This is a genomic window from Pseudomonas sp. AMR01, from assembly GCF_041946035.1.
Taxonomy (GTDB): Bacteria; Pseudomonadota; Gammaproteobacteria; order Pseudomonadales; family Pseudomonadaceae; genus Aquipseudomonas; species Aquipseudomonas antarctica_B.
Window position 1 is genome coordinate 1 of the sequence record NZ_JAUTYR010000015.1, and the last position, 14,737, is coordinate 14,737.

Genomic DNA, 14,737 nt, shown 5'->3' on the forward strand with positions numbered 1-14,737 from the left:
GTGCCGAGTGGTGGGGCGGAGCGTTTTTGGTTACTTTTTGCGCTCTTCAAAAAGTGACCCGCTGTAAGAGCGGAACCATAAGCGGCCATCACCCAAATAACGGATATGCCCCCCAACAAACCACCACCCCCCCCAAAATGTCAGCCGATCAGTTTCTCGACCCACTTCCCATAAGCATCAATAAACCCCTGCAAAAACGGCTTGGTCTTCTCGGACACCTTACCCGCCTCGTCAAACACGCTACCCGCCCCACCCAGATAGGCCTCCGGCTGTTGCATGCAAGCCACATCAAGAAACACCAAAGACTGGCGCAAATGATGGTTCGCGCCAAACCCACCGATGGCACCCGGCGACACACTGATAATCGCCCCCGGCTTGCCACTCCAGGCACTTTGCCCGTAGGGACGGGACCCCACGTCAATGGCGTTCTTCAACGGGGCCGGCACGGAGCGGTTGTATTCCGGGGTCACAAACAACACCGCGTCGGATGAACTCACGTGTTGACGGAAAGTGCTGTAGGCTTCCGGCGGCGCCCCCTGATCGATGTCCTCGTTGTAGAGCGGCAAATCGCCGATTTCCACAATGTTCAACGTGAGGTTGGCGGGGGCCAGTTCGGCCAAGGCCAGGGCGACCTTGCGGTTGATCGACTCTTTTCTCAAGCTGCCCACCAGGACGGCAATCGTGTAGACCTTGCTCATTGAGGTTTTCCCGACGTCTGACTAAAGGAGCCTGTAGTTATAGAGTCTTAAAGGCGTGTTCACCAGCAGGTTTTGCAGATCCCAAGGTGGCTTTTCACGCAGCGGTTCGCGCAGCAAGCGTCTGAATGCTTCAACGAATAGTATTTTTTTTCCATAGGTAAACTACCCCGCTCGATGACGGTCTACAGACTCGTAAATCGAGTGTTTATCTCCAGAGGTTCTAAACAGATGGCTGCAGTACTTGTTGGACAGTTCCATGCCAGAGACGCGGAAGGACGCGTGTATTTGGTGCATGAGTTCAAGGAATCCCAACCCGCGCAGGGCGACCTACCTGGCTCGGCGCCTACCACTACCTACAAGCTGGCCATTGGCGACCGTGTAGAAAAATTGGAAGGTGATGAGTTCAAACTGATTCAGTTAGGCACGATCATTGTGCGTGAATCGCAGACGACCCCCGCACCGTAAGATCCCGCCTTATCTACCAGCTCAGTCTCTGCCATTGACGGCGCCGACTGGGCCGGGCGATCAAGGTTTGCGGACCTCGGTAACTTCAGCACCCGTTTCGCCATCCAATTGCTTGAGCGTCACCACCAGACGCCCCTTCTCGCCCTCGACGTCATATATCGAACGCTTATAGCCCAGCGTGCCGTGCCCGGGATACGCCACCACCTGGCGCACCAGCGTAATAGCCAACACCGTCCCCACCTGCTCGGCGACCTGTTCCTCAGAACGGATAAACGCCTCGAGTGCGAGGTTTTCAGGGGAGTGTTCGTCGATGTTACTGAAGAGATAAGCAGCCGCACACCCCACGGTCACCAAGACCATAAGTTGCTTGGCCGTTACCCCGAAGAAGTTCGAGGGTAGAGGCATGTGAGACCAGACCTGTTTTTGTTGTAATTACCGGGTAAACGGCTTGGGTCGTTGATGATCAGAGCAGCCATTTTAATCAGGTCGATGGGTAATGCCAGAGGTATCAGTGGTCGCCGTAGGTAATATCCTTGTTGACCCCAACGCCGCCCAGCGTGCGGTCTTTACCGAACGAAAACAGATCAAACGGTGTTTGCGACTGGCTGGGTGGATAGTGATATTGATAGGCAACGCCCCACGGGTCGGTCAGTAACTCGTCTTTGGCGTAAGGCCCGTTCCACCGGGTTTCGCCTTGCGGTTTCGCGGTCAACGCATCGAGACCTTCGTCATCCCTGGGGTAACGGCCGGTATCTTGACGAAACTGTTCGACGGCCTCACCCAGCTCGGCGAGCTGGCGCTTGGCAATGGCGATTTCCGCCAGCGTCACTTCGCCAAACAAGCGCGGCCCAATGGCCAATGCCAATAAACCGATGATGACCAACGCCACCAGCACGGCCCATCGCGTAAAACCGCGCTGGGCATGCAAGCTGTCACTGAGTGCAATGTTGCCGGACATCGTAAAGCCCCCTCTGAGTGTGTCGGTGATACATGCTTTGTATGACTCGCGTGTTGCAACAGCGAACAGGCTTAACGGTAGACGCGTAACGCACGGGCCCGCGCTGTTTTTTGCGCAACCATTGAATCCCCGTCGCACGCCCCCTAGACTCCGGCCATGCGTTTACGTCATATCGAAGTGATTCAGGCCATTTTGCAGACCGGACACCAAGGCTTGGCCGCCGAATGGTTGCAACTCCCCGTGGGCGATGTGGACGCCGCGCTCAAGGAAGCCGAGCAGCAATTGGGCTTTATGCTATTTGCCAGTGTGCGCGGGCGTTTGCAAGCGACACGCGAGACTCTTGAGCTGCAGGCTGAAATTGCCCATGTGTATGAAGCACTGGAGCCGGTCCAGCGCTTGGCCAGCCGGCTTAAACATCATCACGCACCGACCCTGCGCGCGCTGTGCACGCCGCCGCTGGCCAACCAATTGTTGCCGCACAGCATCGCGGTGCTGCGCCGACGCTTTCAGGATACGCCGTGTAACCTCTCGAGCCAGCCGACTCGGGAGATCGTCCGGAGTTTGCTGCTGCACGAAGCCGATGTGGGCCTGAGCCTGCATGACCCGGAACACCCGCAGATCCAGAGCACCGTACTTGCCCACGGCAAGCTGCAACTGCTCGCGCCTCATGGCTGGCTCAAACCCAAGCAGAAGTACATTGCGCTTCAAGACCTGGCCGGGCAGTCGATGATCGGCCTGGAAGGCCAGGACCCGCTGAGCCGTCTGCTCGACGCCAAGCTGCAAGCCCTGCGCCCGCTGCCGGTGGTGCAAACCCGGGTGCAGACCTACCAGATGATGCGCAGCATGGTCGAAGCCGGCGAAGGCCTGGCGATTGTCGACCCGTTCACCGCCTCTGGTGCGCGGGAAGCCGGGCTGGACGCATGCCCGCTGTCGCCGCCGATACCGGTCAACCTGTATGCGTTGACCCTCAAGGAGGGCGTGAGTACTCCCGCGCTGAATGCGCTGCTGGAGATAGTCACGCAGAAAGCTGAAAGCCTGTTGGCGGGTTAGGCCTGTTCGACTTCGGTCTTGAACAAGCGGTACCAGAAAATCGCAACTTCACGAGTTTGCGGGTCAATCCCGCGATAACGCAGCTGGTCAATCCCGCCCATCACATACCCGCAGCGCTCATACAAGCGGCAGGCGCCGAGGTTGTTGTTTTGGGTTTCGAGCATCATGCCCGGCAGGTTTTTCTTGCGACTCCAGAACTGCGCCACGTCCAGTAGCGACTTGGCCACCCCATGACGCCGCGCGGGCAAGGCCACCGCCAGTTCATCGACGTGGGCGAAACCGTTCCAATTGGTGCTCACAACAATATGCCCCACCGGCTGATCGTCGAGGAAGGCCATGAAGATCGCACTGTCTGGCGCATCGCGGAAACTCGCGAACTCTTCCGGGTCGATGCCATAGCATTTGCGGTACGGCACGATACGCTCCACCGCCCACTGATCGACACGCTTGCCCATCTCTGGCACGCCATAGGCGCTGACCTCAAAGCTGAAGTCATTGCCCCACACGTAGGCATCAAAGCCTTCGTCGGCGACCCTCACACTGAGGCCCGGATACTTCGGGTTCATCACAGCTTGCATAAACATCCTTAACCCTTGATGCAATCGACGGTGTAACAACGACCGTTGCCGTCGTCTTCGTGTTGCAACCCATGAACATCAGCACCAAAACCGGGAAAACTGCTATCGAACGTCCGGGCAAAGGCCAGGTAATCGATGATCGACCGCGTCGACGCGGTAAAGCGCTCGCCCGGCATGATCAACGGAATGCCCGGCGGATACGGCACCAGCATCACGGCTGCGATACGCTTGAGGTGTTTGGCCGTGGCATTGCTGCAGTAGCAACTGTGCAATTGATCGCACAGGTCGCGCAAGCCCAAACCTTGATATAGAAAACCGCCACTCATACAAGGCGATGTGCTGACGCAGGTTGGCCAGGGCGCGGCGAAAACTCAAGGCCTCGTCGAACATCTCCTGCAACAGCGAGCGTCCGGCCGGGCCTTCCATCATTGCCGAAGCCACGTCGAGTGAGGCGATGAGATCAATTGTGGGAGCTGGCTTGCCTGCGATAGCGGTGTACCAGCCACCTATAAACCAACTGACCTACCGCTATCGCAGGCAAACCAGTTCCCACGGTTTTCAACCCAATCAAGTTAGATCAATGCTGGGTCAATGTAGACCACAACGCCGGTGCACCCGCCGACTTGGCAATCGCTTCCAGCCGCGCCGCATGCTCAGCCAAATCCTGCTCGCTGGCACGGATGATGGCGCTGGGTTTGCGATCTGCCGGCAGGCGGCGGATTTCCGAAGCGCGGTTGCCCGAGCCTTCAGCCGAACCGCTGCCATCGGAGGCGTTACCGGCCAGGGACAGGCTGGTTTGCCCGCCGGTCATGGTCAGGTAAACGTCGGCCAGAATCTCGGAGTCGAGCAACGCGCCGTGGAGTTCGCGGCCGGAGTTGTCGACGCCATAGCGTTTGCACAAGGCATCCAGGCTGTTGCGTTGGCCCGGGTGACGTTCACGGGCCATCATCAAGGTGTCGAGAATCGAACAGTGCTGGGAAATATTCGCACGGTCCATCTGCCCCATCAGGGCAAACTCGTTATTGATGAAACCGACGTCGAACGCCGCGTTATGGATGATCAACTGGGCGCCTTTGATGAACTCAAAGAATTCATCGGCGACTTCGGCAAAGCGCGGCTTGCCCTTGAGGAACTCGTCGGTGATGCCGTGGACGCCGATCGCGCCCTCGTCACTGTCGCGATCCGGTTGCAGGTAGACGTGAAAGTGACGCCCGGTAAGGCGACGACCCATCAGTTCGACACAGCCGATTTCAATGATCCGGTGGCCGTCTGTCACCGGCATGCCGGTGGTTTCGGTATCGAGTACAACAGATCGGATGGCCATCAGGGTTCAGCTCTCAACGGTGTGGTGTGCAGTGTGGTGTGAATCAAAGGGCGCGATGTTACCACGTCAGCTTTGCTTGTAGCCCCGCACGTCGTCCACGCCCCGGTTGGCGAGCTGGTCGGCGCGTTCGTTGCCAGGGTGGCCAATGTGCCCGCGCACCCATTTCCAGGTGATGTTGTGGCGGTTGCACTGCTCATCGAGCAACTGCCAGAGGTCGGCGTTTTTGACCGGTTCTTTTGCAGCGGTTTTCCAGCCGCGCTTTTTCCAGTTGACCATCCACTCGTTGATGCCCTTCATCACGTATTGCGAGTCAGTCACCAGCAGTACGTCACAGCGGCGCTTGAGTTCTTCCAGGCCGCGAATGGCGCCCATAAGTTCCATGCGGTTGTTGGTGGTGTTGGGTTCGCCGCCCCACAGCTCCTTCTCCACGCCCTTGCACACCAGCAACGCGCCCCAGCCGCCGGGGCCGGGGTTGCCCTTGCAGGCGCCATCGGTGAACAGTTCTACGGTATCGGTCATCGGTTGCATCCATCAAAACGGGTTGCCGGTAATCGACCGACAGAATCCCGAGGCCGAAAACTCGGCCTGAACTCAAAAAGGGGTTACGGTTCGCTTTGCTTGCGGTTGACCTTGGCCATCGGCATCGGTATCAGTTTGCCTATGGGTTGGCGTTGTACCTGACGCACTGGCCGCAACCCGACCACGATCTTGCGCGCGACCAACAAATAAAAGCCGCCACCCGACAATTGCCAGGCACCTGCACGGCGTTCCCAGCCGGCCAGACGGCCTTGCCACTTGGCCGAGGCAAGCGGCGGACGATAGCACCCGAAGCGGCGTTTCTCCAGCGCGAAGCCCAGCAGGTTGAGCCAGTCGCCCACCCGTGAAGGCGAGATGCAGCGCGCCTGGCGCAGCCCGTCATGGGCGAACACATGGCGCAAACCCCAACTGCTCCAGGGGTTGATACCGATGATCAGCAAATGCCCACCGGGGCGCACACTGCTCGCCGCTTCGCGCAGCAAACCGTGGGGCGACAGGCAGAAATCCAGGCCATGTTGCAGCACCACCACATCGGCGGCGTGCTCGCTCAGGGGCCAGGCCTGTTCTTCGCACACAATTTCCACACCCGGCAACGGCGCCCCCAGGCGCACATTGCGTTGCACCTGCGGCGCAGGCGGCGGAGTCTGGGCCGACGGCCCGTAATGCACCAGGTAGCCACCAAAGAACCGGCCCAGCTCGTCTTCGAGCATGCGCCGCTCTTCATCCAGCAGAAATTGCCCGATCGGCCCGGACAGCCATTCGCGGGCCGCGCTGATCAGGGCCAGCCACTCAGGATCGGCCCTGGCGAACGCTTTATCAGTCATTGCATTCTCCAACTCGCCTAGACGTTCTAAGATGCACCAATGTGTTCAGCTTGGCGAATCGAAGAATGATACAGATCAGTGCACTGCCTGCCTTCACCGACAACTACATCTGGTTGTTACAAGACCCTCAAACCCGGCGCTGCGCCGTGGTCGACCCCGGTGACGCCGCCCCCGTGCTGGCCTGGCTGGAGCAGAACCCTGACTGGGCCTTGAGCGATATCCTGATCACACACCATCACCATGATCATGTCGGCGGAGTGGAGCAACTCAAAAATGTAACCGGCGCCAGGGTCTACGGCCCGGCAAACGAGAAAATCCCGGCGCGGGACGTTGCGTTGCAGGATAACGACCGCGTCAACGCGCTGGGCTGGGACTTCGAGGTGTATAGCGTGCCCGGCCACACCCTGGGCCACATCGCTTATTACCACGCGGGCGTGCTGTTCTGTGGCGACACCCTGTTTGCCGCCGGCTGCGGCCGCCTGTTCGAAGGCACGCCGGAGCAGATGCACACCTCGCTGACGCGCCTGGCCGCCCTGCCCGCAGATACGCTGGTGTACTGCACCCACGAGTACACACAAAGCAACCTCAAGTTTGCCCAAGCGGTGGAACCGCACAACGCCGATATCGCCGAACGGGTGGAGCACGTCCGCCAATTGCGCGCTCGGGGCGAGATGACGCTGCCGTCCAACCTGGCGCTGGAAAAACGCACCAACCCCTTTTTGCGTACCGCTGAAACATCCGTTAAACAAAAAGCGGACGAACGGAATGGCCGTGATAACCGCTCTGGGACCGAGGTTTTTGCTAGCTTGAGGGCTTGGAAAGATAAGTTCTAAGCGGATGCAATCTGATACGGAATTTCTGAACGGTTGACCGGAACCAAAGCGCTTTCTAGAATCGCCCGACATTTTTGCCCGGAACTTACTTCCAGCCAATGTCGTCATCTATTCGTAAATCCATCTCTTCAGACGCATTGACCCGCCTGGCTCAAGCTGTGGCGGTGGCTGTTTCCGCAACTCTGGCGGGCTGCCAATCGACAAATTTCGCTGCACAAACCACCGTGCAACCCAAACCGAATCTTGCTGCCAAGATCAAGCAAAAACCTATTTGGCTCTCAGAGAAGCCTAGCCCCGAAGTACCCCAGGATGTCTGGGAACGCATGCGACGGGGCTTTCAATTGCAGGACGGGCTGGGCGTAAACCCGCGCATCGAGCAACAGCGCTTGTGGTTCGCCAGTAACCCTTCTTTCCTGGAGAACGCCAGTGAACGCGGCAGTCTCTACATCCATTACATCGTCGAACGCCTTGAAGAACGCAACATGCCCCTGGAGCTGGCGCTGCTGCCAGTGATTGAAAGTGCCTACAATCCAATGGCCTATTCGCGCAGCGATGCGGTCGGTTTGTGGCAATTCATTCCCTCCACCGGGCGCTACTTCAACCTGCGCCAGACCCGCGCCTACGACGGCCGCCGCGACATCACCGCCTCCACCACCGCCGCCCTGGACTATCTGACACGTCTGCATGATATGTTCAACGGCGACTGGCTACTGGCCCTGGCGGCCTATAACGCTGGCGAAGGCACGGTAAGCCGGGCCATCGAGCGCAACGAAAAGCTCGGCCTGCCCACCGACTACTGGAACCTGCCCCTGCCCCAGGAAACCAAGGACTACGTGCCCAAATTCCTGGCGCTGTCCCAAGTGGTGCTGGCTCCCGAGGCTTATGGCGTCAACCTGAGCCCAATCGCCAACACGCCGTATTTCGAAGTGGTTGAAGTCAAGCAAAGCATGGACCTGTCACGGGTGGCTGCGCTGGCGGAAATCGACGAAGACGAACTGTTTCAGCTCAACCCGGCCCTGAAACAACGCACGACCCTCGACGGCCCTCAGCATTTGCTGGTGCCGAGTTCCAAGGCGCAATTGCTCACCAGCACCCTTTCGATGATGAAGCCTGAAGAATTCCTGGCGATGCGTCCGAAAAAGCAGGTGTTCGACGAAGTTGAGACCACGCGAGTGGCTGGGCGTACTCGCAGTTACAAGGTCAAGACCGGCGATAACCTGACGCTGATCGCCAAGGCGAACAAGGTCGATGTGCATGACCTGCAGCGCTGGAACAAGCTCAACGGTCAGGCACTCAAGGTCGGTCAAAGCCTGGTGATGCAGGACACACGCAAGATCGTGGCCAGCAGCAAGAAGCCGGTGCAGTACAAGGTCAAGAAAGGTGATTCGCTGTACATCGTTGCCAAGCGCTTCAACGTTGAGATGCAACATCTCAAGCGCTGGAACCCGCGTACTGGCCAGGCATTGAAGCCGGGGCAGATGCTGGTGGTTTCCGGGCCGCGCTAGTCCCTCAGGAACACCGGGGAGCGAATGTGGGAGGGGGCTTGCTCCCGATAGCAGTGTGTCATTCAGCCCATGTGCTGACTGACGCAATGCTATCGGGAGCAAGCCCCCTCCCACACTGGATATCCTGTGTCTTCACCAGCCTTTTTCCAACCGGAACAAGCTGTTACTGTACCGATCATAAAGCCCAAGCCGCCTGGATCGGATCTCTGACTTGAAGCGTCCCCTCCTTCTACTAATAAGTCTGGCCTTGAGCTTTGCTGCGAACGCGACGATTACCGAGAGCCACGGTTATACGCAGTTCGGCACGCTCAAGTACCCGGCCAAATTCACCCACTTCGATTGGGTAAACCCTGCAGCGCCGAAAGGCGGTACGCTGCGGGTCATGGCATTTGGCACGTTCGACACCCTCAACCCCTACACTTTCAAAGGCTCAAGCCCGGTTTCCACGCCCAATTTCCTGCAGTACGGCGTCAACGAGCTGAACGAGCCCTTGATGGTCGGCACCGGCCAGTACGCTCCGTCCGGTGACGAACCCGCGTCCAGCTACGGGCTGATCGCCCAGTCAGTGGAATACAGCGAGGACCGCAGCTGGGTGGTGTTCAACCTGCGCCCGCAAGCTCGCTTCCATGACGGCAAGCCCATCACCGCCTATGACGTCGCGTTTTCCTACCGCACCCTGCTGACCGAAGGCCACCCGCAGTACCGCACCAATCTGCAGGAAGTGGCGCGGGTCGACATCCTCAACCGTCACCGTATTCGCTTCGTGTTCAAACGCGCCGGCAACCCTTTGTTAATCCTGCGCCTGGGCGAGTTACCCGTATTGCCCCAGCACTACTGGAAAAACCGCGACTTCAAAGCCACCACCTTCGAGCCGCCGCTGGGCAGCGGGCCTTACCGCATCACCAAAGTCAGCCCCGGCCGGCAATTGATGTTTGAGCGGGTCAAGGATTACTGGGGCAAAGACCTGCCGGTCAACCAGGGCTTGTACAACTACGACAAGGTCGACGTCGAGTTCTACCGCGACAGCGACGTGGCCTTCGAAGCGTTCAAGGCCGGCGAATTCGATATCTACATCGAGCACCAGGCGAAAAACTGGGCCACCGGCTACAACTTCCCGGCGGTCAACCGTGGCGACGTGATCAAGGCGCAGATCGCGCACCAGATCCCGACCCAAAGCCAGGGCCTGTTCATGAACACGCGGCGGCCCACCTTCAGCCAGACCAACGTGCGCGAGGCGCTGGGGCTGATGTTCGACTTCGAGTGGACCAACCGCACCCTGTTCAGCGGCGCCTATAAACGCACCTTAAGTTACTACCCCAACAGCGAATTCTCGGCGACCGGCGTGCCGGTGGGCCGTGAGTGGCTGATGCTCTCGCCGTATCGTGATCAACTGCCGGCCAACCTGTTGACACAGCCCTTCAGCCTGCCGCAGACCGACGGCCGCGGCATCCCGCGCGACACCATGCGCCGCGCGCTGGCCCTGCTCGGCGACGCCGGCTGGAAGCTGTCGGGTCAACGCCTGGTCAACAAGGACGGCCAGCCCCTGCGCTTCGAGATATTACTGGTCAACCCGAACCTTGAGCGCATCCTGCAGCCCTATGTCGAGAACCTGATCAGCATCGGCATCGACGCGCGCCTGCGTACCGTTGACCGCGCGCAATACAAGCAGCGCCTGGATCAGTTCGACTACGACATGATCCTGATCACCCTCAATCAAACCCTCAGCCCCGGCCTTGAACAGTGGCAGTACTTCCACTCAAGCCAGGCCGCGATCAAGGGCAGCAAAAACTACGCAGGCATCGCCAACCCGGTGGTCGATCACCTGCTGGAACAGCTACTCGCCGCGCAGACCCGCGAAGAACAACTGGCCGCCGGCCGTGCGCTGGACCGCGTGCTGCTGTGGCAGCACTACAGCATTCCCAACTGGTACCTCAACTATCATCGCTTGGCGTACCGCAACCGGTTCGCCTTTGTCACCACGCCGCCCTACAGCCTGGGCCTGAGCGCATGGTGGCTGAAAGCTTCGGAGAAAGCCCAATGATGTCTTTGCGCACTGCCTTGTTGAGCAGCCTGTTGCTGTGCACGGCGGCGAATGCCGCGCCGCAACATGCGCTGACGCTCTATAACGAGCCCCCCAAGTACCCCGCCGACTTCAAGCACTTCGACTACGTGAACCCCGACGCGCCCAAGGGCGGCACTTTTCGTGAGTCGAGCATGGGCGGTTTTGACAGCCTCAACCCCTACATCGCCAAGGGCGTGCCGGCGGACAATCTCCCGCTGATCTACGACACCCTGGCCATGCAGAGCCTTGACGAGCCCGTTACCGAATACGGCCTGGTCGCCGCCAAGATCGAAAAAGCCCCGGACAACAGCTGGGTGCGTTTCTACCTGCGCCCCGAAGCACACTTCCACGACGGCCATCCGATCCGCGCCGAAGACGTGGTGTTCACCTTCAACACCCTGATGAAAGACGGCTCGCCGATCTACCGCACTTACTACGCCGATGTCGACGAGGTGGTCGCCGAAGACCCGTTGCGCGTGCTGTTCAAGTTCAAGCGCACCAACAACCGCGAATTGCCGTTGATCCTCGGCCAATTGCCGGTATTGCCCAAACACTGGTGGGCGACCCGCGACTTTTCCAAGGGCAACCTGGAAATCCCGCTGGGCAGCGGGCCCTACAAGATCGCCGAGGTCAAGGCCGGGCGCATGATGCGCTATGAGCGGGTCAAGGACTATTGGGCCAAAGACCTGCCCGTCAACACGGGTTTCTACAACTTCGATAACCGCGTCACCGATTATTACCGCGACAACACGGTGGCCCTGGAAGCCTTGAAAGCCGGGCAATTCGACTATTGGCTGGAGTTCAGCGCCAAGAACTGGGCCAATGCCTACAACATTCCGGCGGTGACCGAGGGCCGGTTGATCAAGGAAGAAATCCCCAACGGCAACCCTACGGGGATGCAGGGTTTCGTGTTCAACATGCGCAAGCCGATGTTCCAGGATGTGCGCGTGCGCAAGGCCATCAGCCTGTTGCTGGATTTCGAATGGAGCAACAAGCAACTGTTCAACGGCGCCTACACGCGTACTCGCAGTTATTTTGAAAACTCGGAAATGGCCGCCACCGGCCTGCCCGGCCCGGATGAGTTGGCGATCCTTGAGCCGTTGCGCGACAAGATCCCGGCAGAGGTTTTCACCCAATCCTTTGAGCCTTCAAAAACCGACGGCAGCGGCATGATCCGCGCCCAGCAGCGTGAAGCCTACCAACTGTTGCAGGAAGCCGGCTGGCGGATTGTCGACGACAAGATGGTCGACACCACCGGCAAACCGGTGACCATCGAGTTCCTGCTGGCCCAGACCGAGTTCGAACGCGTGCTGCTGCCTTTCAAGCGCAACCTGGCCGACCTGGGCATCGACCTGGTGATCCGCCGCGTTGACGTCTCGCAGTTCATCAACCGCATTCGCTCGCGGGATTTCGACATGCTGGTGGGCAGCTTCCCGCAATCCACCTCACCGGGTAACGAACAACGCGAGTTCTGGAAATCCTCCAGCGCTGACAAGCCCGGCAGCCGCAATTACATGGGCCTCAAGGATCCGGCCATCGACCAACTGGTGGAAGAACTCATCGACGCCAATTCGCGCAAAAGCCTGGTGGCCCACGCCAAGGCCCTGGACCGCGTGCTGCAGTTCGGCTACTACGTGATCCCAAACTGGCACATCAAGACCTACCGCGTGGCGTACTGGGACCACTTGGGCCACCCCAAAGTCTCGCCGCGCTATGACGTCGGTACCGCCACCTGGTGGAGCAAACCCGACGCAAAACCTGCCGTTACCCCTGAAACAAGCGCCGAACCGGCGAGCGGAGGCGATTAAATGCTGGCTTATATCTTCCGCCGCCTGTTGCTGATAATCCCCACGCTGTTTGGGATTTTGCTGATCAACTTCATCATCATCCAGGCCGCCCCCGGCGGCCCGGTGGAACAGATGATCGCCAAGCTTGAAGGCTTTGAAGGCGCCACCAGCCGCATCGCCGGTGGCGGCGCCGAAGTCGCGGTGGCCGGTTCCAGCTACCGCGGTGCCCAGGGCCTGGACCCGGCGCTGGTCAAGGAAATCGAGAAGATGTACGGCTTCGACAAGTCGGCGCCGGAACGCCTGTGGATCATGATCAAGAACTACGCCACGCTGGATTTTGGCGACAGCTTCTTCCGTGACGCGAAGGTCATCGACCTGATCAAGGAAAAGATGCCGGTGTCCATCTCCCTCGGGTTATGGAGCACGCTGATCATGTACCTGGTGTCGATCCCGTTGGGCATCGCCAAGGCCACGCGACACGGCAGCCACTTCGATGTGTGGACCAGCTCGGCAATCATCGTCGGCTATGCGATCCCGGCGTTCCTGTTTGCGATCCTGTTGATCGTGGTGTTTGCCGGCGGCAGTTATTTCGACTGGTTTCCCTTACGCGGGCTGACCTCCAACAATTTTGAAACGCTGAGCTGGGGCGGCAAGATCCTCGACTACTTCTGGCACCTGGCATTGCCCGTGACCGCGCTGGTGATCGGCAACTTCGCGACCATGACCCTGCTGACCAAAAACAGCTTTCTCGACGAGATCAACAAACAATACGTGGTCACCGCCAAGGCCAAGGGCCTGACCAACCACCGCGTGCTGTACGGTCATGTGTTCCGTAACGCGATGCTGCTGGTGATCGCCGGTTTCCCGTCGGCCTTCATCGGCATCTTCTTCACCGGTTCCTTGCTGGTGGAAGTGATCTTCTCCCTCGACGGCCTGGGCCTGATGAGCTTTGAAGCGGCAATTAACCGCGACTACCCGGTGGTGTTCGGCACCCTCTTCATCTTCACCCTGCTGGGGCTGGTGGTGAAGCTGATCGGCGACCTCACCTACACCCTGGTCGATCCGCGTATCGACTTTGCCAGCCGGGAGCATTGAGATGAATTTGTCCCCCCTCAATCGCCGCCGGTTCGAGCGGTTCAAAGCCAACAAGCGCGGCTGGTGGTCGCTGTGGCTGTTCCTGATTCTGTTCGTGCTGAGCCTCGGCGCCGAGCTGATCGCCAACGACAAACCGCTGGCGGTGCACTTCGATGGCGGCTGGTACTTCCCCGCCCTCAAGCGCTACCCGGAGACCACCTTCGGCGGCGAATTCCCGCTGGAAGCCAACTACAAAAGCCCCTACATCCAGGAACTGCTCAAGGCCAAGGACGCCTGGACGTTGTGGGCGCCGATCCCGTTCAGCTACCAGAGCATTAACTACGACCTGAAAGTGCCGGCGCCCGCGCCGCCCTCAAGCGTCAACCTGCTGGGCACCGACGACCAGGGCCGCGACGTGCTCGCGCGGGTGATCTACGGCTTTCGCGTGTCGGTACTGTTTGCCCTGACGCTCACCGTGCTCAGTTCGATCATCGGCGTAATCGCCGGGGCCTTGCAGGGTTTCTATGGCGGCTGGGTCGACTTGGCCGGGCAGCGCTTTCTGGAAATCTGGTCCGGCTTGCCCGTGCTGTACCTGTTGATCATCCTCGCCAGTTTTGTGCAGCCCAACTTCTGGTGGCTGCTGGGGATCATGCTGCTGTTTTCCTGGATGAGCCTGGTGGACGTGGTGCGCGCCGAGTTCCTGCGCGGGCGCAACCTCGAATACGTGCGCGCGGCCCGAGCCTTGGGCATGCAGAACGGCGCAATCATGTTCCGGCATATCCTGCCCAACGCCATGGTCTCAACCATGACCTTTATGCCATTCATTCTGACCGGCGCCATCGGCACCCTGACTGCCCTGGACTTCCTCGGCTTCGGCCTGCCCGCCGGTTCGCCGTCGCTGGGTGAACTGGTGGCCCAGGGCAAATCCAACCTGCAAGCGCCATGGCTGGGCATGAGTGCCTTTGCCGTGCTGGCGATCATGTTGAGTTTGCTGGTGTTTATCGGCGAGTCCGCTCGCGATGCCTTCGACCCGAGGAAATGA

Annotated in this window: 15 protein-coding genes and 1 pseudogene; 8 read left to right on the top strand and 8 right to left on the bottom strand. The window is 59.5% G+C overall.

The window, feature by feature from the left end:
* Window positions 1-140: 140 nt before the first annotated feature.
* Window positions 141-698, bottom strand: coding sequence for an NADPH-dependent FMN reductase (locus tag Q7C20_RS15245; protein ID WP_375068407.1), 558 nt, complete (start codon window positions 696-698; stop codon window positions 141-143).
* Window positions 699-926: 228 nt separating this feature from the next.
* On the opposite strand from Q7C20_RS15245, the gene Q7C20_RS15250 reads away from it, so the two are divergent.
* Complete coding sequence (locus Q7C20_RS15250) at window positions 927-1,163, top strand: hypothetical protein (protein WP_375068409.1); 237 nt, start codon at window positions 927-929, stop codon at window positions 1,161-1,163.
* A gap of 60 nt (window positions 1,164-1,223) precedes the next feature.
* Here the strand turns inward: Q7C20_RS15250 and Q7C20_RS15255 are convergent, their stop codons facing one another.
* Together Q7C20_RS15255 and gspG are read right to left on the bottom strand one after the other, a co-directional pair.
* Window positions 1,224-1,568, bottom strand: coding sequence for a hypothetical protein (locus Q7C20_RS15255; protein ID WP_375068410.1), 345 nt, complete (start codon window positions 1,566-1,568; stop codon window positions 1,224-1,226).
* 103 nt (window positions 1,569-1,671) lie between these two features.
* Window positions 1,672-2,121: a type II secretion system major pseudopilin GspG gene (gene gspG, locus Q7C20_RS15260; protein ID WP_375068411.1), complete on the bottom strand. Its 450-nt coding sequence runs from the start codon at window positions 2,119-2,121 to the stop codon at window positions 1,672-1,674.
* Window positions 2,122-2,277: 156 nt separating this feature from the next.
* On the opposite strand from gspG, the gene Q7C20_RS15265 reads away from it, so the two are divergent.
* A complete protein-coding gene (locus Q7C20_RS15265) occupies window positions 2,278-3,171 on the top strand; it encodes a LysR substrate-binding domain-containing protein (protein WP_375068413.1) in 894 nt (297 codons plus the stop codon).
* On the opposite strand, the gene Q7C20_RS15270 is transcribed toward Q7C20_RS15265, so the two are convergent.
* From Q7C20_RS15270 to Q7C20_RS15290, 5 genes and pseudogenes are all read right to left on the bottom strand, one after another.
* Window positions 3,168-3,737 (bottom strand): GNAT family N-acetyltransferase, encoded by a 570-nt coding sequence (locus Q7C20_RS15270; RefSeq protein ID WP_348061833.1) that lies wholly within the window; start codon window positions 3,735-3,737, stop codon window positions 3,168-3,170. The two genes, Q7C20_RS15265 and Q7C20_RS15270, sit on opposite strands and share 4 nt — an antisense overlap.
* Window positions 3,738-3,757: 20 nt before the next feature.
* Window positions 3,758-4,223: pseudogene (locus tag Q7C20_RS15275) on the bottom strand (hypothetical protein); the annotation flags it as partial.
* Between the two features lie 103 nt (window positions 4,224-4,326).
* Complete coding sequence (dnaQ, locus tag Q7C20_RS15280) at window positions 4,327-5,067, bottom strand: DNA polymerase III subunit epsilon (protein ID WP_375068542.1); 741 nt, start codon at window positions 5,065-5,067, stop codon at window positions 4,327-4,329.
* Between the two features lie 72 nt (window positions 5,068-5,139).
* Window positions 5,140-5,592 (bottom strand): ribonuclease HI, encoded by a 453-nt coding sequence (gene rnhA, locus Q7C20_RS15285; RefSeq protein WP_016972779.1) that lies wholly within the window; start codon window positions 5,590-5,592, stop codon window positions 5,140-5,142.
* Window positions 5,593-5,675: 83 nt separating this feature from the next.
* A complete protein-coding gene (locus Q7C20_RS15290; RefSeq protein WP_348061826.1) occupies window positions 5,676-6,434 on the bottom strand; it encodes a methyltransferase domain-containing protein in 759 nt (252 codons plus the stop codon).
* Window positions 6,435-6,499: 65 nt separating this feature from the next.
* On the opposite strand from Q7C20_RS15290, the gene gloB reads away from it, so the two are divergent.
* From gloB to Q7C20_RS15320, 6 genes are all read left to right on the top strand, one after another.
* Complete coding sequence (gene gloB, locus Q7C20_RS15295; protein WP_375068415.1) at window positions 6,500-7,267, top strand: hydroxyacylglutathione hydrolase; 768 nt, start codon at window positions 6,500-6,502, stop codon at window positions 7,265-7,267.
* A 98-nt stretch (window positions 7,268-7,365) separates the two neighbouring features.
* Window positions 7,366-8,772, top strand: a complete 1,407-nt coding sequence (locus tag Q7C20_RS15300) for a transglycosylase SLT domain-containing protein (protein WP_348061824.1) — start codon at window positions 7,366-7,368, stop codon at window positions 8,770-8,772.
* 211 nt (window positions 8,773-8,983) lie between these two features.
* Entirely contained in the window at window positions 8,984-10,813 is a 1,830-nt protein-coding gene (locus Q7C20_RS15305; RefSeq protein ID WP_375068417.1) for an extracellular solute-binding protein, read from the top strand.
* Window positions 10,810-12,642 carry an extracellular solute-binding protein gene (locus tag Q7C20_RS15310; protein WP_348062344.1) on the top strand — a complete coding sequence of 611 codons (1,833 nt, stop codon included), beginning with the start codon at window positions 10,810-10,812 and terminating at the stop codon, window positions 12,640-12,642. The genes Q7C20_RS15305 and Q7C20_RS15310 overlap by 4 nt, the downstream gene beginning before the upstream one ends.
* On the top strand, window positions 12,643-13,716 hold the full coding sequence (locus Q7C20_RS15315) for a microcin C ABC transporter permease YejB (RefSeq protein WP_375068418.1): 1,074 nt from the start codon (window positions 12,643-12,645) through the stop codon (window positions 13,714-13,716). It begins immediately after the preceding gene.
* A 1-nt stretch (window position 13,717) separates the two neighbouring features.
* Window positions 13,718-14,737, top strand: a complete 1,020-nt coding sequence (locus Q7C20_RS15320; RefSeq protein ID WP_016972786.1) for an ABC transporter permease — start codon at window positions 13,718-13,720, stop codon at window positions 14,735-14,737.